The sequence below is a fragment of the Pelomonas nitida genome, from assembly GCF_043555975.1.
Taxonomy (GTDB): domain Bacteria; phylum Pseudomonadota; class Gammaproteobacteria; order Burkholderiales; family Burkholderiaceae_C; genus Pelomonas; species Pelomonas nitida.
This window is the reverse complement of the sequence record NZ_JBIGIA010000017.1, coordinates 67,294-87,154: the sequence shown is the minus strand read 5'-3', so window position 1 is coordinate 87,154 and position 19,861 is coordinate 67,294. Positions and strand designations below refer to the sequence as shown.

Annotated in this window: 26 protein-coding genes and 5 tRNA genes; 8 read left to right on the top strand and 23 right to left on the bottom strand. The window is 68.5% G+C overall.

Annotated elements, in window-relative coordinates; translation table 11 throughout:
- Positions 1–39: 39 nt before the first annotated feature.
- The 5 genes from ACG00X_RS19615 to ACG00X_RS19595 all read right to left on the bottom strand — a co-directional run bounded on the left by ACG00X_RS19615 (position 40) and on the right by ACG00X_RS19595 (position 3,888).
- A complete protein-coding gene (locus ACG00X_RS19615; RefSeq protein ID WP_394490633.1) occupies positions 40–561 on the bottom strand; it encodes a hypothetical protein in 522 nt (173 codons plus the stop codon).
- A gap of 58 nt (positions 562–619) precedes the next feature.
- Entirely contained in the window at positions 620–1,318 is a 699-nt protein-coding gene (locus ACG00X_RS19610; RefSeq protein WP_394490631.1) for a hypothetical protein, read from the bottom strand.
- Positions 1,319–1,419: 101 nt separating this feature from the next.
- A complete protein-coding gene (locus ACG00X_RS19605; protein ID WP_394490629.1) occupies positions 1,420–1,773 on the bottom strand; it encodes a hypothetical protein in 354 nt (117 codons plus the stop codon).
- Positions 1,774–2,150: 377 nt separating this feature from the next.
- Positions 2,151–2,408, bottom strand: a complete 258-nt coding sequence (locus ACG00X_RS19600; RefSeq protein ID WP_394490627.1) for a hypothetical protein — start codon at positions 2,406–2,408, stop codon at positions 2,151–2,153.
- 178 nt (positions 2,409–2,586) lie between these two features.
- Positions 2,587–3,888, bottom strand: a complete 1,302-nt coding sequence (locus tag ACG00X_RS19595) for an MFS transporter (protein WP_394490625.1) — start codon at positions 3,886–3,888, stop codon at positions 2,587–2,589.
- A gap of 218 nt (positions 3,889–4,106) precedes the next feature.
- Here ACG00X_RS19595 and ACG00X_RS19590 point away from each other — a divergent pair, with 218 nt between their 5' ends.
- The 5 genes from ACG00X_RS19590 (at position 4,107) to ACG00X_RS19570 (ending at position 8,086) form a co-directional block, all read left to right on the top strand.
- Positions 4,107–4,667 carry a DUF2242 domain-containing protein gene (locus tag ACG00X_RS19590; RefSeq protein WP_394490623.1) on the top strand — a complete coding sequence of 187 codons (561 nt, stop codon included), beginning with the start codon at positions 4,107–4,109 and terminating at the stop codon, positions 4,665–4,667.
- Entirely contained in the window at positions 4,667–6,430 is a 1,764-nt protein-coding gene (locus tag ACG00X_RS19585; protein ID WP_394490621.1) for a M14 family metallopeptidase, read from the top strand. Before ACG00X_RS19590 ends, ACG00X_RS19585 begins: the two co-directional genes overlap by 1 nt.
- 3 nt (positions 6,431–6,433) lie before the next feature.
- Positions 6,434–6,769: a hypothetical protein gene (locus tag ACG00X_RS19580; RefSeq protein ID WP_394490619.1), complete on the top strand. Its 336-nt coding sequence runs from the start codon at positions 6,434–6,436 to the stop codon at positions 6,767–6,769.
- A gap of 25 nt (positions 6,770–6,794) precedes the next feature.
- Positions 6,795–7,505, top strand: coding sequence for a hypothetical protein (locus ACG00X_RS19575; RefSeq protein WP_394490617.1), 711 nt, complete (start codon positions 6,795–6,797; stop codon positions 7,503–7,505).
- 77 nt (positions 7,506–7,582) lie between these two features.
- A complete protein-coding gene (locus ACG00X_RS19570; RefSeq protein WP_394490615.1) occupies positions 7,583–8,086 on the top strand; it encodes a hypothetical protein in 504 nt (167 codons plus the stop codon).
- Positions 8,087–8,096: 10 nt separating this feature from the next.
- Here the strand turns inward: ACG00X_RS19570 and ACG00X_RS19565 are convergent, their stop codons facing one another.
- The 17 genes from ACG00X_RS19565 to ACG00X_RS19485 form a co-directional block, all read right to left on the bottom strand.
- Positions 8,097–9,332, bottom strand: coding sequence for an MFS transporter (locus ACG00X_RS19565; protein WP_394490613.1), 1,236 nt, complete (start codon positions 9,330–9,332; stop codon positions 8,097–8,099).
- Positions 9,333–9,380: 48 nt separating this feature from the next.
- On the bottom strand, positions 9,381–9,782 hold the full coding sequence (locus ACG00X_RS19560; protein ID WP_394490610.1) for a YybH family protein: 402 nt from the start codon (positions 9,780–9,782) through the stop codon (positions 9,381–9,383).
- 25 nt (positions 9,783–9,807) lie between these two features.
- Positions 9,808–11,067 (bottom strand): RNA polymerase sigma factor, encoded by a 1,260-nt coding sequence (locus ACG00X_RS19555; protein ID WP_394490608.1) that lies wholly within the window; start codon positions 11,065–11,067, stop codon positions 9,808–9,810.
- A 112-nt stretch (positions 11,068–11,179) separates the two neighbouring features.
- Entirely contained in the window at positions 11,180–11,581 is a 402-nt protein-coding gene (locus ACG00X_RS19550; protein WP_394490671.1) for a VOC family protein, read from the bottom strand.
- Between the two features lie 11 nt (positions 11,582–11,592).
- Positions 11,593–11,982: a VOC family protein gene (locus ACG00X_RS19545; RefSeq protein ID WP_394490606.1), complete on the bottom strand. Its 390-nt coding sequence runs from the start codon at positions 11,980–11,982 to the stop codon at positions 11,593–11,595.
- An 11-nt stretch (positions 11,983–11,993) separates the two neighbouring features.
- Positions 11,994–12,437: an SRPBCC domain-containing protein gene (locus tag ACG00X_RS19540; protein WP_394490604.1), complete on the bottom strand. Its 444-nt coding sequence runs from the start codon at positions 12,435–12,437 to the stop codon at positions 11,994–11,996.
- A complete protein-coding gene (locus tag ACG00X_RS19535; RefSeq protein ID WP_394490602.1) occupies positions 12,434–12,985 on the bottom strand; it encodes an SRPBCC family protein in 552 nt (183 codons plus the stop codon). The genes ACG00X_RS19540 and ACG00X_RS19535 overlap by 4 nt, the downstream gene beginning before the upstream one ends.
- A gap of 11 nt (positions 12,986–12,996) precedes the next feature.
- Positions 12,997–13,401 carry a YciI family protein gene (locus tag ACG00X_RS19530; protein WP_394490600.1) on the bottom strand — a complete coding sequence of 135 codons (405 nt, stop codon included), beginning with the start codon at positions 13,399–13,401 and terminating at the stop codon, positions 12,997–12,999.
- Between the two features lie 125 nt (positions 13,402–13,526).
- Positions 13,527–13,874 (bottom strand): YciI family protein, encoded by a 348-nt coding sequence (locus ACG00X_RS19525; protein WP_394490598.1) that lies wholly within the window; start codon positions 13,872–13,874, stop codon positions 13,527–13,529.
- A 56-nt stretch (positions 13,875–13,930) separates the two neighbouring features.
- Entirely contained in the window at positions 13,931–14,491 is a 561-nt protein-coding gene (locus ACG00X_RS19520; protein WP_394490596.1) for an HNH endonuclease, read from the bottom strand.
- 169 nt (positions 14,492–14,660) lie between these two features.
- A complete protein-coding gene (locus ACG00X_RS19515) occupies positions 14,661–14,750 on the bottom strand; it encodes an SEC-C metal-binding domain-containing protein (protein WP_394490594.1) in 90 nt (29 codons plus the stop codon).
- 130 nt (positions 14,751–14,880) lie between these two features.
- Positions 14,881–14,965: transfer RNA gene (locus tag ACG00X_RS19510), tRNA-Leu, on the bottom strand.
- A 12-nt stretch (positions 14,966–14,977) separates the two neighbouring features.
- Positions 14,978–15,055: transfer RNA gene (locus tag ACG00X_RS19505), tRNA-His, on the bottom strand.
- A 73-nt stretch (positions 15,056–15,128) separates the two neighbouring features.
- Positions 15,129–15,203, bottom strand: a tRNA-Ala gene (locus tag ACG00X_RS19500).
- A gap of 127 nt (positions 15,204–15,330) precedes the next feature.
- Positions 15,331–15,415, bottom strand: a tRNA-Tyr gene (locus ACG00X_RS19495).
- A gap of 28 nt (positions 15,416–15,443) precedes the next feature.
- Positions 15,444–15,520 (bottom strand) — tRNA-Arg (locus tag ACG00X_RS19490).
- A 288-nt stretch (positions 15,521–15,808) separates the two neighbouring features.
- Positions 15,809–15,973, bottom strand: coding sequence for a hypothetical protein (locus tag ACG00X_RS19485; RefSeq protein ID WP_394490592.1), 165 nt, complete (start codon positions 15,971–15,973; stop codon positions 15,809–15,811).
- 122 nt (positions 15,974–16,095) lie between these two features.
- Here ACG00X_RS19485 and ACG00X_RS19480 point away from each other — a divergent pair, with 122 nt between their 5' ends.
- The 3 genes from ACG00X_RS19480 to istB all read left to right on the top strand — a co-directional run bounded on the left by ACG00X_RS19480 (position 16,096) and on the right by istB (position 19,004).
- Positions 16,096–16,461 (top strand): hypothetical protein, encoded by a 366-nt coding sequence (locus ACG00X_RS19480; RefSeq protein ID WP_394490590.1) that lies wholly within the window; start codon positions 16,096–16,098, stop codon positions 16,459–16,461.
- A 214-nt stretch (positions 16,462–16,675) separates the two neighbouring features.
- Positions 16,676–18,220 (top strand): IS21 family transposase, encoded by a 1,545-nt coding sequence (istA, locus tag ACG00X_RS19475; RefSeq protein WP_394490588.1) that lies wholly within the window; start codon positions 16,676–16,678, stop codon positions 18,218–18,220.
- Complete coding sequence (gene istB, locus ACG00X_RS19470) at positions 18,213–19,004, top strand: IS21-like element helper ATPase IstB (RefSeq protein ID WP_394490586.1); 792 nt, start codon at positions 18,213–18,215, stop codon at positions 19,002–19,004. The genes istA and istB overlap by 8 nt, the downstream gene beginning before the upstream one ends.
- 159 nt (positions 19,005–19,163) lie before the next feature.
- On the opposite strand, the gene ACG00X_RS19465 is transcribed toward istB, so the two are convergent.
- Entirely contained in the window at positions 19,164–19,550 is a 387-nt protein-coding gene (locus ACG00X_RS19465; RefSeq protein WP_394490583.1) for a MerR family transcriptional regulator, read from the bottom strand.
- Positions 19,551–19,861: the final 311 nt, after the last annotated feature.

Genomic DNA, 19,861 nt, shown 5'->3' with positions numbered 1-19,861 from the left:
TTGCAATGTGCCAGCGTCTTTTCCGTGCGCTGCGCTCTGTTAGGCCTCTGCGAGCGCCAGGATCCTCAGCTCCCCGCTCACCGAGCTGCCTAGAAGAACCCTGGCGGACGCGCCAGGCGGCAGGCGAGACAAGACCAACTCGGGCCTGAGGATCTGTACGCGAACCGTGTTTGGCGTGGCGCGATCTCCGTCCACAGGCCAGATGCGGGCGGTGAAGCCTTCTGTGCCTAGCAGCAAGACAACATTGAGCGCCTTAGGATGGGCCTCGCGAAGAGCGGCCTCGGCATCTGCACCAAGGTTGGCGATGGCCGTGAGGTGAGCGGAGAGCGCCGTTTCTGAGCTGAATCCCGGCGGCTGAGTCAAGACCGGGGCGCGCTTCTTCGCGAACCAAACCACGAACCAAGCGACGCCCGGTAGCCAAGCGATCATGAAGGCTTGGCCCAGGCTCTTGGCGCTCGACCGTTCAGGTGCGAATGTGTTCAGCAGCACGCCCACGACCGCGAGGCCCACAAATACGGCTATGGCGCGCTTGCGCCGAGTGGATAGTTCGCTTGGGGTCATCGTTCGACGCAAGGGGCGGCGCGCTTGCGGGGCGCCCCCTTGACGGATTGGTTGGGCGTCACTTCGCAGGCGGTTTGGTTGCCTCAAGCTTCGAGTCATTCTGCTCGACCCATGTCTCTAGTGCCTCAAGAGCAGACGAAGACTCATCGTCGTACTCATGCAGGAAGACTTCAAAGCACGCATTCAGCGCGGCTTCATGGCCTTTTCCGTGCATCTCGCTCCATCTGTTCTTGAAAGTAGTGACGTGGTTCTGGGTGTCGGCAGTCGAGTACGCGACAAGCATTCCCTCATAGTTGGGGTGAGCGCTCTCGGACAATGCGGCATACCAGTCTGAGAGGCCAGGGTATCGCTTGTTTGCCCCATCGAGGACCGTGAGGATGCTGATTGACTCTGTGGTTGTTGTCTTGTCTCTTGAGCCGAGGAGAAGTCTCGATGTCTTCTCCGAGAAGATGTGAAAGTCCAGGCTGCCGGCCACAACGCCGCGCATGGACCTGTTCAGGTAGATCAGCATAGCCAGTGTTTCGAATGCTGATCGAAGCAATATTCGTGCTCCAAGTACATGGCCCATTCGTGAGAGCTCAAGCGACTGTTCGAGAAGATCCTGCAGTCGCCAAGCTACAGCCTCTCGCAGCAGTAGCGCTCGCCAGGGCGCCTTCCACTTGTATGCGATGGCGCTTCTAGCAAAGAGTCCGCCGACGTCTACCTGCTTGCACAGCGCAGACTTGAATGCCTGTAGGACTGCGGAGAAGTCGGCCATGTGACGCCTAACGTGCAAGCTCAGCCGCCGCCGAAGGCGGTCGGCTGCAGCGAAGGGTTAGGCGGCACCTACCGCAACCCGCAGCGCAAAGACGACAGAAGCTACTTTGCATACAGAAGTGCCAGCACGATCACCCAGACAACGAATCCGAGAAGCAGGCCTGCCTTGACTGCAGAGTAGTTTGCAAGCCACTTTGAGTTTGGGGTCAGCTTCCGCAAGTCTTCGAGTCCTCGTTGCGCCAGGGTTGCCCGAGACTCACCCATGTAGGGGCGCTTTGGTAGCTCCTTGACTAGCGGACCGAAGGCCTCGCCCACAAGAACAATGCACCCCATCGGATAGACGAAGCAGGCCGCCAAGAATGAGCCGTTCTTCTGATCAACGGTGTATAGCCAGATCGAGCCTGCAATCAGCGCGATGGCTGAAAGCAAGCAGAACACGCGCATAGCTTTGGACATGATGCCTAACTATTGGTTTATTCGGCAGCCCGTGCCGCAGAACTCCGCCGCCTGCTGCTTAACCAGGCTCGCATGATTCGCCATAGAGCGTTGTTGCACATGGAAAATTTTTCCGGCGGACAGGGTGTGGACGGTCATTAAATTGATGCAGAAAGCGGCGCACCGCTACAAGCTCTCGTCGAGCCGAGCCCGCTTCGGCGAGGCCCGGATGATGCCAGCCAGGATTCCCTCGAAACCGGTGAGAACTGCCCGCGCACGGCAGCCAAGGCATGGGCCGCCGGGCGCGAAGAAATTCGGGGTCAGGTCTCAAATTTAAACCCCTCCCTCCCGTACTGAACCCCCTGAATGCCCAGCGGCCGCCCTGCATCCCTTCAGCCTCAACGCTGGTCGGGCGCCAGCACCACGCCGAAGGCGCCGTAGGTGACCACCCTGTCGTTGAGCGTGCTGTACGAGGCGATGCCGACGCTGTGATACGTCGACACAAAGGCGGCGACGTCGCCGATGTGGAGCACCGAAGCGAGTTGGCTGCGCTCGGCCATGGCCTGGCTGAGCTTGTCGCGGTGGGCTTCGGGCTTGGGGTTGAGGGCCCAGGCCAGGCCCAGGACGGCGATCACGGCAATCAAAAGTTTGAGCATGGCGGTGATGCTAGTCCAGCGAATCAGTGAACTTGGTGGTGCGTGAGCCCCTGGCCAGCGGCAATCAAGGCGCAAGCGCGCAGGCGTGTAGGCACCCGGCAAGCGATGCCAAATTCAGCCGAACTTGGTGGGTGAGCGATATTGGGTGTCAGGCCTCAAATTGAAGAACGCCACGTTGTTATGAAGGCCGGCCATTAGGCGAGGTCATGAACACCGCCGGGTACTGCCTGCGGTACCAGTCGGCCACCTCGTCGTGGCCCAGCGACAGGAATTCCTTCAGGCGTGGCACGGCCAGGAAACCCAGCACGCTGACGGCCATCGCCACACCCCAGGCGGTGTAGACGCGGCTCACGTCAAAGTGCACGAGCGCCGCGCCCACCAGCGCCGGCCCGATGGCGCCGGATACCTTCGTGGCCATTGCGCCGGCGGCGAACATCCGCACCCGGTACTCGCGCGGGATGGCCAGCGCGCGGTGGGTGGCGCCCACCAGGCTCATCGACGCGTTGCAGAACCCGGCGGCCACCAGCCCGGCCACCAGCAGCCACGGCGATGCGGCCAGGCCGACGAGCGCCAGCGCCACGCCTTCGAGGCAGCCGAGCCCGACACGCACCCGGTACCGCCCGAACCGCTGCACCAGCGCCTGCGAGCCGAACAGGCTGCCCAGCAGCACACCGAGCGACAGCGCCCCCAGGCTGAAACCCAGCCATGGGCCGGCCAGCCCGAGGGACTGCACCTTGATCGGGATCAGCAGGCCCACCGCCGGGCCCTGGAAGATCCAGACGACGAAGTTCACGACCGTCCAGCCGCGCTCCATCGGCAGCTGCCACTTGGCCGCCATGCCGGCGCGCAACTCCCGCCACCAGCGCGAGAAGCCGGCCGGCGTCGCTGCCGCCACCGTGCCCGGCAGCCGCCAGGCCGCCAGCAGTGCAGCCGCCAGCAAGCCGCCGCAGGCGCACAAGGCCCCGGGGACGCCGGCCACCCCCAGCGCCGCGCCCGCCAGCACGGGCCCCAGCAGCCCGGCCAGCGCATGGGCCGTCTTGCGCAGCTGCAAGGCCTGCGGCAACTGCGCGGGCGGCACGAGCTCGGCCAGCACGGCGTCGCGTGCGGGGTCGACGATGGCCGCCGCCAGGGCCTGCAGCACGGCCAGCGCGATCAAGGCCGCGAGGCTGAAGACGCCCGCCCCTGCCAGCGCCGCCAGCCCCCAGGTCAGCACACCCAGGCCCAGCAGCCCGGCGCGGATCTGGCGGCTCTTGCAGACGCGGTCGCCGAACGGCGCCACGGCCGGGGCGATGACGAAGCCGGCCAGCGCCAGCGCCACGCTGAACGTGGCCAGCGCCGGCGCACCGCCATGGCTGTTGATCCACCAGGGCAGCGCCACCGCCAGCCCCAGCTCGGCCAGCAGAACGAGGAAGTCGGTCAGCAGCAGCCGCCGCAGCGTGGCAGGCGCGGCCCGCAGCGTGAGCAGCGCAGGTGAGAGCAAGCTTGGCGGGCTCGGCGGCATGCCACCATTGTGGGTGCCGCTTGCGCCACCTTCGGCGGCGCCGAGCCACAAGTGAGCGCAGGCTCACGCGGCAGGCGCACAAAACCTGTCATCGCACGGCGAACACCCCGCGTTGAAGCGGGTCCCGCGCCGGTGTTTGCCGGCCAGCAACCGACGGCACGCGTCTAGCCGCCCTCCGACGACGGAATAATCCCGACATGCACCGCCTCCGTTCCCCGTTCCTGATCCTGCTGCTCGGTTCACTGCTGGCCGGCTGCGGCTCGATGCCCGCGTCCTCGGCCGAGAAGGCGGCGGGCAAGGTTTACCAACGCGAGAGCTTCAGCGCCGAAGAGACCTTCTCGCGCCTGTTCGACGCCGACGTGGCCACCACGTGCGAGGCCGCGCGCCGCGCGCTGCTGAGCCAGGGCTACGTGATCAGCAGGGCCGAGAGCGGTGTCGTGCGCGGCAGCAAGCACTTCCAGCCCGGTGGCGAGGCGCATGTGGAGATCGCCTTCAACGTCGTCTGCGTGGGCGACGGCCCGGCACAGCAGATCGCCACAGCCTATGTCAGCGCCCAGCAGGACCGCTATGTGCTGAAGAAGAACCCGCAGGCCGCCAGCCTCGGGGTCAGCGCGCTGGGGTCCATCTCGGTGCCGCTGTCCTCCACCGAAGACTCGTTGGTGAAGGTGGCCTCCGAGACCATCCCGGCCGGCGAGTTCTACGACCGCTTCTTCACGCTGATGCAGCGCATGCTGCGCGAAAACGCGGCGGAACGCTGATGCGCCGCCTCGCCCTGGCGCTGGCGCTGGCGCCCGCCGTGTTGCTGGCCGTGGTGGCCGGCGCGCAGGCCGCCCCGGCGGCACTCGCCACCCACGCCGAACGCAGCGGTTTCACGCAGACGGGCCGCTACGAGGAGGTCGACCGCCTCTGCCACGAGTTCGCCCGCGCACACCCGCGCGAGGTGCGCTGCACGCCTTTCGGCCGCACGCCGCAGGGCCGCCCGATGTGGGCGCTGGTGGCCAGCCAGTCCGGCGCGCTGACGCCCGAGGCCGCGCACCGCGCCGGGCTGCCGGTCACGCTCATCCAGGGTGGCATCCATGCCGGCGAGATCGAGGGCAAGGACGCCGGCTTCCTCGCGCTGCGCGAGCAGCTCGCGCGGCCCGGCGCGCTGCGTCACCAGGTGCTGGTGTTCGTGCCGGTGTTCAACGTCGACGGCCACGAGCGCTTCGGCGCCTGGAACCGACCCAACCAGCGCGGGCCCGAGCAGATGGGCTGGCGCACCACCGCCCAGAACCTCAATCTCAACCGCGACTACGCCAAGGCCGACGCGCCCGAGATGCAGGCCATGCTGGCCTTGGTGAACGCCTGGGACCCGCTGGTGGCGGTGGACCTGCACACCACCGACGGCGCGCAGTTCCAGCACGACATCGCCGTCATGGTGGAGCCGGTGCAGTCGGGCGACGAGGCGCTGCGCGACGCCGGCCGGGCCTGGCGTGACGGCGTCATCGAGCGGCTGCGCGCCCAGGGCGGCCTGCCGCTGCCGTTCTACCCGTCCTTCGTCGAGATGGACAACCCGGCCAGCGGCTTCCGCGACAGCGTGTCGCCGCCGCGCTTCTCCACGGGCTACTTCGTGCTGCGCAACCGGCTGGGCATGCTGGTGGAGACGCATTCCTGGCGCCCCTACCCCTACCGCGTGCGCCAGACGCGCCAGACGGTGGACGCCGTGCTGGCGCTCGTCGCCACGCACGGCCGCGCCTGGCTGGCGCTGGCCCGCGAGGCCGATGCCCGCGCCGCCCGCCTGACCGAGCTGCCGCTGGCCTGGCGCACGCTGGACGACGCGCGCACGATCGACTTCCTCGGCTACGCCTACACGCGCACGCCCAGCGACATCTCCGGCGCGCTGATGACGCGCTATGACGAGACCCGCCCCGACGTGTGGCAGCTGCCGCTGCGCGACCGCATCGTGCCCGACCGCATCCGCCCGGCGCCGCGCGCCGGCTACCTGGTGCCGGCCGAACACGCCGGCTGGGTGGGCGAGAAGCTGGCGCAGCACGGCATCCGCTTCGAGCGCCTGGCCGAGGGCCGCAGCGCGCTGGCCGTGCAGGCCTTCCGCGCGACGGCCGTGAAGCGCAGTGCCGCGAGCATCGAGGGCCGCCCGCGGGTGGACCTCACGGGCGCCTGGGCGCCCGAAACCCGCAGCGTGCCCGCCGGCAGCCTCTTCGTGCCGCTGGCCCAGCCGCTGGCCCGGCTCGTCATGAACCTGCTGGAGCCGGACGCGCCCGATGCGCTGGCCGCCTGGGGCCGCTTCGACGCCGCCTTCGAGCAGAAGGAATACATGGAGCCCTATGTCGCCGAGCAGGTGGCCCGCGAGCAACTGGCCGCCAGCCCGGCGCTGGCCGCCGAGTTCCAGGCCCGGCTGCGCGACGACCCGGCCTTTGCCGCCAGCGCGGAGCAGCGGCTGGCCTTCTTCCACCGCCGCCACCCGAGCTGGGACGACCGCCTCAACCTCTACCCCGTGCTGCGGGTGGACGCGCATCCATAGCCCATGGCGCGGCGGCCACGCGCGGACCATCACCACGTCTACGTCGTGCTGCTGTCGCCGCAGGTCTGGAACGAGCCCGCCTTCCGCCGGGCCAACCCCGACCACGACATCACCAAGCCCTGCCTCTACGTCGGCATGACGGGGCTGGACCCCGATCTGCGCTTTGACCGCCACATGGCCGGCGTCCAGGCGAACCGCTTCGTGCTGAAGTACGGCGTGCGGCTAGTCCCCGAGCTCTACGAGGTCTACAACCCCATGCCCTACGACGCCGCCCGCGACATGGAAGTGGAGCTGGCCATCGGCCTGCGCGAGGCCGGCTACGGTGTCTGGCAGGCTTGAGCCGCGATCTCTCCCTCCGCCCCGCATGCCCATGACCCGACTCGACGCCGAACTGCAACGCCTCTACCCCCTGCCCGTGCCGGGCGCCGCCGGCAGCGCGGGCGTGCGCGCCCTGGTGCTGGAACTCGGGCAGCCCGCCGACTGGGAGGCGCTGGGCCGCGTGTGGCGCGGCGTGCAGGCCGACCTGCAGCTGCCCGCACCGGCCATCGCCGTGTCGGGCCTCGACGGCATGCAGCTGTGGTTCTCGCTGCAGCAGCCCGTGTCGCCGGCCGAGGCCGCGTCGTTTCTCGCGCGGCTGTGCGCGCACTACCTGCCCGGCATCGCGCCCACGCGGCTGCGCACGACACCGTCGACGGGCGGCGTGGCCAGCCCGCTTCCCGTCGTGCCGGCGCAGCAGCCGGGCCTGGAGCAGTGGTCCGCCTTCGTCGCGCCCGACCTGGCGCCCGTGTTCGTCGACTCGCCATGGCTGGACATCGCGCCCGGCGCCGAGGGGCAGGCCGACCTGCTCGCCGGGCTGCAGAGCACCAAGCCGGCGGCCTTCGATGCCGCGTTGCGGCGCCTGCCGCCCGTTGCCGAACCCGTGGCGGCTGTGCAACCGGCCGAAGCGCCGACGGGCCGGCCCGCCGAGGCGACGGCTGACGTGGACCCGCGCCAGTTCCTGCAGCGCGTGTTGAACGACGAGACGGCGCCGCTGGCGCTGCGTGTCGACGCGGCCAAGGCGCTGCTGCGGCGCTGACGGCGTCGGCCGCGCCCGACGGCCATGCGGCATGCGCGCTGACGACGCACGCCCCACGCGCCCATCACCATCGCAGCATGAAATCACTGCTGCGAGCCCTCTCTGCCGTCCACGCGCTGACCGCCGTGCTCTTCGCGCTGGCGGCCCTGGTGCTGCTGGGCATCGCCTGCCGGCTGGGCTTCATGGCGCTGGGCGTCGACCTGGACCGCACGGCGGCCCAGCACATCATCGAGGCCATGGGCGTGCTGGCCGCCGCCGTGGTGGCGCTCCAGATCGCGCAGACCATCCTCGAGGAAGAGGTGGTGCGCGATGCCCACGTCAGCGGGCCGACGCGCGTGCGGCGCTTCCTCTCGCGCTTCCTGGTCGTCATCGTCGTGGCGCTGGCCATCGAAAGCCTGGTGGCCACGTTCCGCAGCGCCCACGCCGACGAAGCCGGGCTGCTGCGGGCCGCGGCGCTGGTGGCGTCGGTGGGCCTGCTGCTGGTGGGCTGGGGCGTGTTCATCCGCATGAACCGCGCCGCCGAGGAGCTGGAGCCCGAAGCGATGGAAGACGCCAAGAGCGAAGACCGCAAGCTCGCGTGAGCGAGCGGCGTCAGCGCTCGCCCTTGAGCTGCCACACCGCCAGCCCGCCCGCCAGCGCCGCCATCGCCAGCACGGTGGCCACCGTGGCCGGCCAGCCGGCAAACACATAGACCAGCCCGCAGGCCCAGCCGAAGCAGCTGGAGCCGGCGTAATAGAACAGGTTGTACAGCGACGCCGCCTGCGAGCGCCCCACCGTGGCCCGGTAGCCCACCCAGCCTGCGGCGATGGCGTGCGCCGCGAAGAAGCCGGCCGTGAACAGCACCAGGCCGACGATGAACACGGCCGTGTGCAGGCTCAACAGCAGCGCACCGCCCGTCATCTGCAGGGCGATGGCACCGCACAGCACCTTCAACCGCCCCAGCCGCCTGGCCAGCCAACCCGCCAGGCTGGCCGACCCCGTGCCGGCCAGGTACGAGAACAGCAGCAGCGCCACCACCCGGGGTGCCAGCAGGAATGGCGGCCCCTCCAGGTGGAAGGTCATGTAGTTGTAGATGGTGACCAGCCCGCCCATCAGCAAAAAGCCCTGCAGGAACAGCACCAGCAGGTCGGGCCGGCGCAGGGAGGCGGCCACCGCGCGCAGCACGGGCAGGTGATGCGCCCCACCCCGCCTGTAGCCGCGGGCGGGGGGCACCATGACGACGAACACCGCCGTGCCCACGGCCGCGATCAGCGTCACGCACAGCAGGGCGGTCCGCCAGCCCCAGGCGTCGGCCACGGGCACCGCCACCACGCGGCCCAGCAGGCCGCCCAGCGTGGTGCCGGAGACATACATGGCCGCAGCCATCGGGGTGCTGTGCGGATGCACCTCCTCGTTGAGGTAGGTGATGGCGGCCGCCGGCAGGCCGCCCAGCGCCAGGCCTTGCAGTGCGCGCAGCAGCAGGATGAGCTCGAGGCTGGGGGCCGCCGTGCTGGCCAGCCCCAGCAGCGTGGCCAGCACGAGTGACGCCTTCATGGCCCAGGTCCGGCCGAAACGGTCGGACAGCCAGGACCACGGCAGCACGCCCACCGCCAGGCCGATCGTGGCCACCGAGATCATCAGCGCCGCCTGATCGGCGCGCACATGCAGGCTCTCGGCGATGCGCGGCAGCACGCCTTGCGGCGCGTACAACTGCGCGAAGGTGGCCACGCCCGCGGCGGTCAGCGCCACCAGCACCTGGAAAAAACCGCGCGAGCGGGCCGTGTGGCCGGCCCAGGACGTCATGGCATCGGCAGCGGGGGAGACGGGATCGGCGGGCAGCTTGGACATCGGGCAGCGGGGCATCTTCCCACGCCGCCGGCGGGCCGCCGCCGCGCGTCAGTCGGGCACCGGCGCCAGCGTGTGCGCGTCGCGGGCCAGGCGCCACCGGCCATCCGCGTCGCGGCGGTAGACGGTGAGCCGGTGGCCGGCCAGCTGGACGCTCGCGCCGCCGGTGCGCGGTGTCAGCCGCAGCTCGTCGCGGGCACAGGTGTAGGCCACGTCGCCGGCGACGGTGATGCTCAGCGGCTCACTGCTGCAATGCAGCTCGAACTGGCGGTGCGCGCCGGTGAACAGGGCCGGGAAGCCCTCGCGACCGACGGGCGGCTGATCGGGATTGATCAGCACGACGTCATCGCTCATCAGGCTCATCAGCTGCGCCAGTTCGCCCGCGTTGACGGCAGCGATCCAGGCGGCGTGCGTGGCCCGGACTTCCTGCACCGCCCGGTCGGGAACATTCATCGTGCGTCTCCGGCAAAAACGTGGATCAACTGGCCAGGCGCGTGGCCCGCGCCATCAGCAGCGTGCGCTGCACGTCGTTGTCGGTGAGCTCGGCCGCGCACAGGTAGGCGTCGCGCGCCTCCGTCACGCGGCCCAGGCGCTCCAGCACATCGCCCAGCGCACCGGCCAGGAAGGGATAGCGTTCGAGCTGCGGCTCGGCCGCCAGGGCCTGCAGCAGCGGCAGCGCGGCTGCGGGCCCGCGCGCGTGGCTGATGGCGACCGCCCGGTTCAGCGCGATGACGGGTGACGGGTTCAGCGCGAGCAGCCGGTCGTAGCCGGCCACGATGGCCGGCCAGTCGGTGTCTTCCGCGCGGGCGGCCCGCGCATGGCAGGCGGCGATGCTGGCCTGCAGCGTGTAGGGGCCCGGCTCGCCCAGCGCCAGCGCGCGCGCCAGCGCCGCGAGCCCGCGCTGGATCAGCAGGCGGTCCCAGCGGCTGCGGTCCTGGTCGGGCAGCAGCACCGGGCGGCCCTGCGCATCCAGCCGCGCGGGCAGGCGCGAGGCCTGGATCTCCAGCAGCGCAGCCAGCCCGTGCACCTCGGCGTCGCCCGGCAGCAGGTGCTGCAGCTGGCGGGCCAGGCGCAGCGCCTCGTCGCACAGCGCGGGCCGCAGCAGCGCAGCGCCGCTGCCGGCGCTGTGGCCCTCGTTGAAGATGAGGTAGACGACCGCCAGCACGGCCCCCAGCCGCTCGCCGCGCTCGGCCGCGCCGGGCAGCTCGAAGGCCTGGCCCGCCAGCGCCTTCTTCGCACGCACGATGCGCTGCGCCACCGTGGCCTCGGGCAAGAGGTGCGCGCGGGCGATCTCGGCCGTCTCCAGCCCGCCCAGCAGACGCAGCGTCAGCGCCACCTGGGCCTCGCGCGGCAGCACCGGGTGGCAGGCGATGAAGATCAGCCGCAGCAGCTCGTCGCCGATCTCGGCCTGGTCGCGCGCGGCGTCCAGGTGGTCGACGAAATCCGGCACGACATGCGCGCCGGCCGCCTCGTCGTCGGCCGCCAGGTGCTCGTGCTCGCGCTCCAGCATGGCGCGGCGGCGCAGCCGGTCCAGGGCCTTGTTGCGCGTGACGGTCATCAGCCAGGCGGCGGGGTTGGCGGGCTGGCCGTCGCGCGGCCAGACGTCCAGCGCCGCCATGAGCGCGTCCTGCGCGCAGTCCTCGGCGTCGTCGAGGTCGCGCAGCAGCTTGGCGGCGGCGCCGACGAGGCGGCTGCGTTCGATGCGCCAGACGCCGGCGGCGATGTCGGCATGGCTCACGACGCCCTGACCCGGTGAGCCCAACACACGGGCCGAGCGCGGGGCCGCTCCCAAGCCGGCCCGTCATGGCGATGGGCGTGCGGCTCAACGCGGCGCGGCTGGACGAGGGGCATCATGCCTGCGGCATGCCGGACATGTGGACCAGCTCCCAGTGGTGGCCGTCCAGGTCCTCGAAGCCATGCCCGTACATGAAGCCATGGTCTTGCGGTTCGCCGGGCACGTGGCCACCTGCGGCGCGGGCCTTGGCCACCAGTGCGTCCACCTGTTCGCGGCTGTCGCAGCTCAGGCACACCCAACCGGTGGTGGCGCGCTTCGGGTCGGGGAACTCCTTGCCGGTGAAGGTGCGTGCGAAATCCTGGGCCAGCAGCATGGCGTACAGGTTGTCGCCCAGCTCCATGCCGGCGCCCTTGTCGTTGGTGAACTGCGGGTTGAAGCGGTAGCCCACCGCCTCGAAGAAGGCGCGGCTGGCGGCCAGGTCCTTGACGGGCAGGTTGACGTAGATCTGCTGGTGCATGCTCATCGGCCTCACAGGGGTTGGACGAGATGGATCAGGTTGCCACAGCCGTCCTCGAACATGACGGCCTTGATGGGCCCCATGTCCACCGGCTCGCCACGCACGACGACGCCGCGTTCGCGCAGCTTGCGCGCCTCGGCCTCGACGTCGGTCGTGACGAAGGCATTGAGCGGAACGCCGGCGTCGTACAAGGCCTTCTGGTAGATGCGTGACGCCTCCATCATCATCGGGTCCAGCGACAGCTCGACGCCGTCGATGCCCTCCGGCGACACCACCGTCAGCCAGCGGTAGCTGGGGCCCATCTGGATGTCGGCCATCTTCTGGAAGCCGAGCTTGCCCGTGTAGAAGGCCAGCGCCTTCTCCTGGTCGTCGACCATCACGCTGGTCACCTTGATCTGCATGTCAGTTCCTTTCAGTGAGAAGACTCGGCCAGCGCCTTCAGGCGCTGCAGCGCGCGGGGCCAGCTGTCGTTGAGGAAGGCATGGAAGCCGTCGTTCCAGCTCTGCAGGTGGACGGCCAGCCGCGTGCCGCCGCCGGCATTGGCGCTGAACTCATAGCGCTCGCGCGCCGGCTGGGCGTGCAGCGGGCTGCTGGCCACCGGCCGACCCTGCTGGATCTCGCCCACCAGCCGCAGCGAAAGCCGTTCGAGCGGCCGGCGCTCGTCCACGATGGCTTCCATGCCGAAGCCGGCGGCGTCCAGGAAGCGCAGGCGCTGGCCCGCTTCCCAGCGCCCCTCGAAGTACGAGCCTTCGGCGAACGCGCGCGTCCAGTCGCGGTAGGCGGTGTCGTCGAACATGCAGTCCCACACGCGCGCGACGGGCGCGGCGATGTCGATGCCGAACTGAAGGTCTTTCATGGCGCCGCTCCCGCGCCGCCTTCGGCCAGCTCGCGCAGGTTCTGCAGGCCGGCCTCGAAGTCGCGGCCCACCATCTGGTCCATGTCGATGAACACGCCCATCAGCTTGCTCAGGAAGGTGGCCGGGCCGTGCATGCGCCAGCGCACCTCGGTGGCGCCATCAGCCAGCGGCTGCAACGCGAACTCGGCCACGTTGTGCGCCTCGAAGGGCTTGATGAAGTCCAGCTTCAGCCGCACCGCCTGGCCCGGCTGCTGGTCGACGATCTCCAGGCTGCCGGCCCCCACCACCTGGCTGTCCCAGTCGTAGCGCGAACCCACGCCGCGCTCGGCGCCGCTGTAGGCGCCTTTCATCAGCGGGTCCTTGCGCTCGTAAGGGTTCCAGCGGCTGAAGGGCCGCAGCTCGCTGACCAGCGGCCACAGTGTGGCGGCCGGCGCGGCCACGCGCAGCCGGCGCTCGACGCTGAACTCGTCAGGCCGTGTGGCGGCATAGCCCAGCAAGGCCAGCAGGGCGAGGCCCAGCGCGATGAAGAAGTAGGAAAGGATGCTCATGACGCCTCCGCTCAGTTGGTGCGCAAGGCCATGTCGCCGCCGGGCGCGAAGTCCGCGTCCTCGTACAGGCGGCGCACCTCAATCTCGCAGGGAATGCCGACGAAGGGCATGGGGAAACGGCTGGCCCAGGCCTGCGCCTCTTCCTGCGAGCGCACCTGGATCAGCGTGTAGCCGGCGATGAGTTCCTTGGTCTCGGCGAAGGGCCCGTCGACGACCTCCCGGCTGCCATCGGCGGCGTAGCGCTGGCGCCAGCCATCACGGCTGGGGCGCAGGCCTGCACCGTCCAGCAGCACGCCCGCGCGCGCCATTTCGTTGTGGAACGCACCCATGGCCTCGAACAATGGCGTGTACTCGGGGCCGGGCGGCTCGCCCCGCTCACTGACGGCGGTAGCGCGGACCTGGATCATGAATCGCATGTGGGACCTCTCCTGCGTGGGAAGCAGCGCGTCGGCTGCCTGCATGTCCACGACGATCCATGCGCTGGGGTTTCGACAGCCCCTGGGTAACTACCAAGTCAGCCGGCCAGCGGAGGGGAGCGCGCTCAGGTGTAGCAAGGCCCCACGCCGCGAATCTCCACCGTTGCCCATTCCGCGGCCGGGCAGCGTTCGGCCCAGGCCAGGGCGACGGCCGGGTCCTCGGTGTCGAGCAGGAAGTAGCCGCCCACCATCTCCTTGGCCTCGGCAAACGGGCCGTCCAGCACCTGCGCTTGCCCATCGCGCCGCGAGACGCGGCGGGCGGCCGAGCCCAGCGAGTTCACGCCCAGCAGCAGGCCCTCGGCCTGCAGCTCGGCCGCGAAATCCAGCATGCGGCGGTAGGTGGCTTCGCCGGCAACCACGCCCCGCTCGGCACGCTGGCCGAGGGGTTCGACGATGAGGAGCAACTGAGGCATGAAGGGCTCTGGAGCAACGCGACGCGCGATTCTGTACCGCAGCGGACCGGTCTGGGTCAGCTCAGGCGCGATTCCTTGGGCAACCGTGCGGCCAGCCATTCATGCACGTCCGCCCGGATGCGCCGGCCCTTGAGCAGGAAGTCCTCGAAGCGGCTGGGCACGTAGGGTGTGAACAGCAGCGGCATGTGTGCTTCCTCCGGCGTGCGGTCGGCCTTGAGCGCGTTGCACGCGCGGCAGGCGGCCACCGTGTTCATCCAGCTCAGCGGGCCACCGCGCGAAGCCGGCAGGATGTGGTCGACAGTCAAGTCTCGTACATCGTGCAGGCTGCCGCAGTACGCGCAGGTCTGCCGGTCGCGCCGCAGCACCTTGCCCTTGCTGAAGCACGGCGTGATGTCGAAGAGGTTCAGCCGCGAGTTGCCGCGCAGCGCGAGGATGGCCGGTACTTCGAGCACGGACTGCTGGCCCGTCGCGATGTTCATGCCACCACGCAGGACGGCCAGCGGCTCGTCGCCTAGCGACCAGGCCACGGAGCTTGTGGCGACGTGCACCGCCGCCTGCTCGACCGAGATCCAGGCCTGCGGGAGGCCGGTGATGTCCAATTGCAATACGTCGTGCATGGCGTCCTCCTTTCTGTGGCGGGCACGGTTCACTTTGTCTGGCAGAGGCGGCAGGGTTCGAACCTGCAACCGCGGACTCAATGTCCGCGGCTCTTCCCATCGAGCTGCACCCCACCTGGTGTCCATGTCGGCGCGGGATCAGCGCCGGTAGTGATGACGGTTCACGCCATCAAAACAGCCGCTGTTCAGGCAGCAGCGCTTGAAACGTCCTCCCGGAGCCGCAGGGGCAAGGGTCGTTGCGGCCGAGCTTCTCGAGCAATTCCTTGTGGCCACCGACGATGCGGTCACGCGCTTGACCTGCGTCTCAGACGGGAAACCCTTGCGACGCTTGCTCATGACCTCGAAAGCTGTGGTTGTTCTGGTTCTTCATGGTGTTCTCCTGGCTGTGTTGGTCCCCTCGGCCCGGGTCGAACGGGCATGCCTTGCGGCCACGGCTTCTGAGACCGTTGCGTCTACCATTTCCGCCACGAGGGGTGCGAATGCGCTTGGGGTTGACCGACCGGATTCGAACCGGTGATGTAAGGGTCACGACCTTGAGCCTTAGGCCACTAGGCGACGGTCAACCCCAAACACACTTCATCTTCAAACTGGCGCCGCCAACGGGCTTCCAACTGAGCGATCGCGGCTACTTCCGTACTGGCCCGTGCGGCAGGATTCGAACCTGCAACCCTCTTCGCAGAAACAGCAGCGCTCCCTGTTGCGCCACACACGGGTCATCCGTCAAGGCTCTGAATGGTTGTCGGTGACGGGTTCCGACGCCGCCCAATCGTTGCGGCCGGTTTGCGCCTGTCGAAGCGTGAGCTCGACAACAGGCTTCTGGGTCTAGTAGCCCGATTTCTTGGTGGACGCTGATGGATTCGAACCACCGTGCCATGAGGACCTGGTTTACAGCCAGGCGCAATCGACCAACTCTGCCAAGCGTCCGTGATGCGAAGTCGAGCTCCGCTGTGTCTGGCGCCTCGTGAAGGGTTCGAACCTCCGACCTCCGGCTTCGTAGGCCGGCGCTCTTCTCCACTGAGCTAACGAGGCGATGTCATCTCGGCTGTGTCCGCACGCGATCCTGGCGAGGTGAGCTCGGCTGAATCGCTGCATGCCGGCTCCGTCTGCAGAACGTGCTGGGGCACACATGCACACCAGGCTGGCCAGTGCTTGTGCACGGGCACACCCGAGATGGCATCGGGTACGACTCATCCCTTGCCAGCGCCCGTCGGCGCTCATGGAGATAAGTCGACTGAACAGCAGGAGCCAAACAAAAAGCCCGGTTCCTGCGGGAGACCGGGCTTCTGAGGATCGCGAGATCCCTGGAGGTTGAAAGCTTCAGTGGGCTGGAGCTTTCCCCGGTGGTGTTGCATCACCCTCGTATCGGTAATGGCGCGGCTGGCTCAGTGCCAGCGCGGCCTCATGTCGACCCGCAGCGACGCACAAGGCCATGTCGCCCGAGAAGGGGCGCTTGGCGTTGGTGACGAGGGTTAGGCGGAACATGATGAGACCGAATGGGTTGGGGGTTGAATCAACGAATGAGTGGATTGTGAAGAGTGTTCACACAACCGTCAACCCAATGCGAGCACCTAGAATCAATGTGAAGTGTTTTCACAACACATGCCGTGTCCAGCATCTCGACCTTCCGCCGACTCAACGCCCTCTCGCTCTTCCAGGCTTTCGCCGAAGAACGCATCACGGCGGGCGACCCGCCCAAGGGGTTGGAGGCGGCCTGGGCCGCTCGGGTCGAGGTGAGCGGCGCCACGTGGTCGATGGCCAAGAGCGGGTCCCGGCCGATCGGTGACAAGCTGGCGCGCCAGATTGAGCAGCACTGCGGCAAGGAGGCCGGCTGGCTGGATGAAGAGCGGGAGCCTGCGGGGTTGTCGGCGGGCGAGCAGCAGTTCCTGACGCTCGCCCTCAAGACCTACCGCGGCACGAACAGCGACGGTCGGAAACGCCTCAAGCAGTTCCTGAAGGCGTTCGGCGGTTAGCGGCGACCCGGAGCGCTATGAAGTTCAGAACTCAATGAACTTCGACACACGTACGCCGCCAAAATGTCGAAGTTCCTTGAGTGCCGGACCGTGTTGACGACGACTGAAATTTGACCCACCCGTGAGGGCCCTGCCGACCGAAATTTGACCCAGGTGTTCGACCTACCCTGCCCGAGATATCCACAGCTGGGCGGGGGTTTGAGGAGTGATCACCATGGTGATGATTGGCAAGGTCTTGCGGATGCACCACCGCGAGAAGAAGTCGGTGCGGGAGATCGTCAAGGCGACCAGCCTGGCGCGGAACACGGTGCGCAAGTACCTGCGGCTGGGCACGGCGGAAGCGCCCCAGTACCGGCGGCCGGCGGTGCCGACCAAGCTGGCGCCGTACGTCGAGCAACTGCAGCAATGGCTGCGCGCCGATGCCCGCCGACCGAAGAAGGAGCGGCGCAGCGTCAAGGCACTGCTGGAGCAGTTGAAGGCCGCGGGCTATGGCGGCGGCTACAGCCGGCTGACCGACTACATCCGCGCCTGGAGATTGGCCCAGGGCAGTGCCGCGACGGGCGACGCCTACGTGCCGCTGAGCTTCGAACTCGGCGAGGCCTTCCAGTTCGACTGGAGTGAGGAGCCGCTGGTCATCGGCGGCGTGTACCAGCGGCTGCAGGTGGCGCACACGAAGCTGTGCGCCAGCCGCGCGTTCTGGCTGGTGGCCTACGCGAGCCAGGGCCACGAGATGCTGTTCGACGCGCACACGCGCAGCTTCGCAGCCCTGGGCGGCGTGGCGCGCCGAGGCATTTACGACAACATGAAGACGGCGGTGGACCGTGTCGGCCGCGGCAAGAAGCGCGACGTCAACGACCGCTTCGCCGCGCTGTGCGCGCACTACCTCTTCGACCCGGACTTCTGCAACGTCGCCTCGGGCTGGGAGAAGGGCGTCGTCGAGAAGAACGTGCAGGACAGCCGGCGTCGCATCTGGCTGGCGGCGCGCGAGCAGCGCTTCGGGTCCTTGGAGGAACTCAACGCCTGGCTGGGCGAGCGCTGCAAGGCGCTGTGGGCGGAGCTGCGCCACCCCGAGCACAAGGCCTTCAGCGTGGCGGAGATGCTGGAACTGGAGCGCAGCCACCTGATGCCCAAGCCCGTGGACTTCGATGGTTACGTGCAGGACGTCTCGCGCGTGAGCAGCACCTGCCTGGTCACCGTGGCGCGCAACCGCTACTCGGTGCCGTGCGAGTTGGCCCGGCAGACGGTCAGCACGCGGCTGTACCCGCAGCGCGTGGTCATCGTGGCCGATGGGCATGTGGTGGCCGAGCACGCGCGGCTCGGCGGCAAAGGCCACACCGCCTACGACTGGCAGCACTACGTGCCGCTGGTGCAAAGGAAGCCCGGTGCGCTGCGCAACGGCGCTCCGTTCGTGGACCTGCCCGAGCCACTGGCCAAGCTGCGTCAGGCCTTGCTGCGCCATGCGGGCGGTGACCGGCTGATGGCGCAAGTGCTGGCGCTGTGTGCGACGTCCGGGTTGGATGAGGTGCTGGTAGCGGTCGAGCTGGCGCTGGAGCGCGCCGGCCCCAGCGGGCGCGTCAGCCCGGAGCACGTGGCCAACGTGCTGGCACGGCTGACCGCCCCCGCGCGACCGCCCAACGTCGACACCCTGCTGAGCACGAGCACGCCCGTGCAGGCCGACCCGGGTCTGTACGACCGACTGCGCAAGCTGGCCAAGCAAGAGGCAGGGCAGCATGTCGAGCAGGAGGCCGACCATGGCTGACGTCATTGCAGAGCTGAAGGCGCTGCGCCTGCACGGCATGGCCGCCACCTGGGCCGAGCTCGGCGAGCAGCACAACGCCGAAGTCGAGCGTTCGCGCTGGTTGCTGGAACACATGCTGCAGGCCGAGGCCAGCGACCGCGCGACGCGCTCGGTGCAGCACCAGATGAGCGCTGCCCGGTTCCCGGTGCACCGCGACCTGGCCCGCTTCGACTTCGAGGCCTCGCCGGTTGACCGCAAGCTGGTCACGCAACTGGCCACATGCGAATTCACGGCTGCGGCGCACAACGTCGTGCTGGTGGGCGGCCCGGGCACGGGCAAGACCCACCTGGCCACGGCCATCGGCGTGGCGGGCATCGGCGCGCACGGCAAACGGGTGCGGTTCTACAGCACCGTGGACCTGGTCAACGCGCTGGAGCGGGAGAAGGCCGAGGGTAAGGCGGGGCGCATCGCGGCCAGCCTGCTGCGGCTGGACCTGGTGATCCTCGACGAGCTGGGCTACCTGCCGTTCAGCCAGGCCGGCGGCGCCTTGCTCTTCCATCTGATGTCCAAGCTCTACGAGCACACCAGCGTCGTCATCACGACCAACCTGGACTTCGCCGAGTGGAGCAGCGTCTTCGGCGATGCCAAGATGACCACGGCGCTCTTGGACCGGCTCACGCACCACTGCCACATCGTGGAGACCGGCAACGAGAGCTACCGCGTCACGCAGGCCACGGCGGCCACGCGCAAGCGCATCAAGGCCAGGGAGCAGGAGCGACGCAACAAGGGCGACGAGGCGGGCTGACCAAGCTCACCGCTACAGTTGTCCACAGCCGGCGTCAGCCGATGCCGGCCCCAAGCCCTGGGTCAAAGTTCAATCGGCAGGGTGGGTCAAATTTAGATCGGCGCCAACACCCCTGACGATCAATGGATCCGGTGCAAGTGGTCGTCCGTCATCCGCGGCTCAGCACGGAAACTGGGGCGCATCGCCAGGCTTGCCGGCCTCGACCCATGCCAGCTTCTCGGTCAAGAACGTGAGGGCTGCATCGAGTGCTGCGCGCTGCGATTGCAACTTGTCGATCTGGTGTCGCAGCACCTGTGCCGTGCGCGCGGCGGACTTCGCGCCCTGTCGGTACTCGCGGTTGAGCGCCGAGATCTCGCTCAACGAATAGCCCAGCGATTTCTGCAGCTGGATCATCCTCACCGCGGTCACGTCATCGGCCGAGAACACCTGATACGGATTGCTGCCACCCAGCACACCGCGACGCGGCTTCAGCAAGCCCTTCCCCACATAGAAGCGGACCGTCTCTGGCGACAGCCCCGTCTCCTTCGCGAACTCCGACAACAGCATGCCGCCTCCTTGACCACGTAGTTAACTACGTGCTTATAACAATGATTTCTCCACCCGGATCCGACGCCATGCAATCTCCTCCTACCCAACTTCCTCGCGTTCATCTCGGCACGGACGGCCCGCTCGTGGGCATCCAGGGACACAAAAATCACCATCAGTTACCAACCCATCGCGTGCGAAAAACCGCGCCTTCATCCAGTGAGTGGCCGAAAACGTCCAGCCTGCATGGCGTTATTCCGGTTTTGCATGGCTTGGGTGTGGCATCGAGTTACGGCGTGATTACATTGGCGGCCACGCTGCCGGCCGCCTGG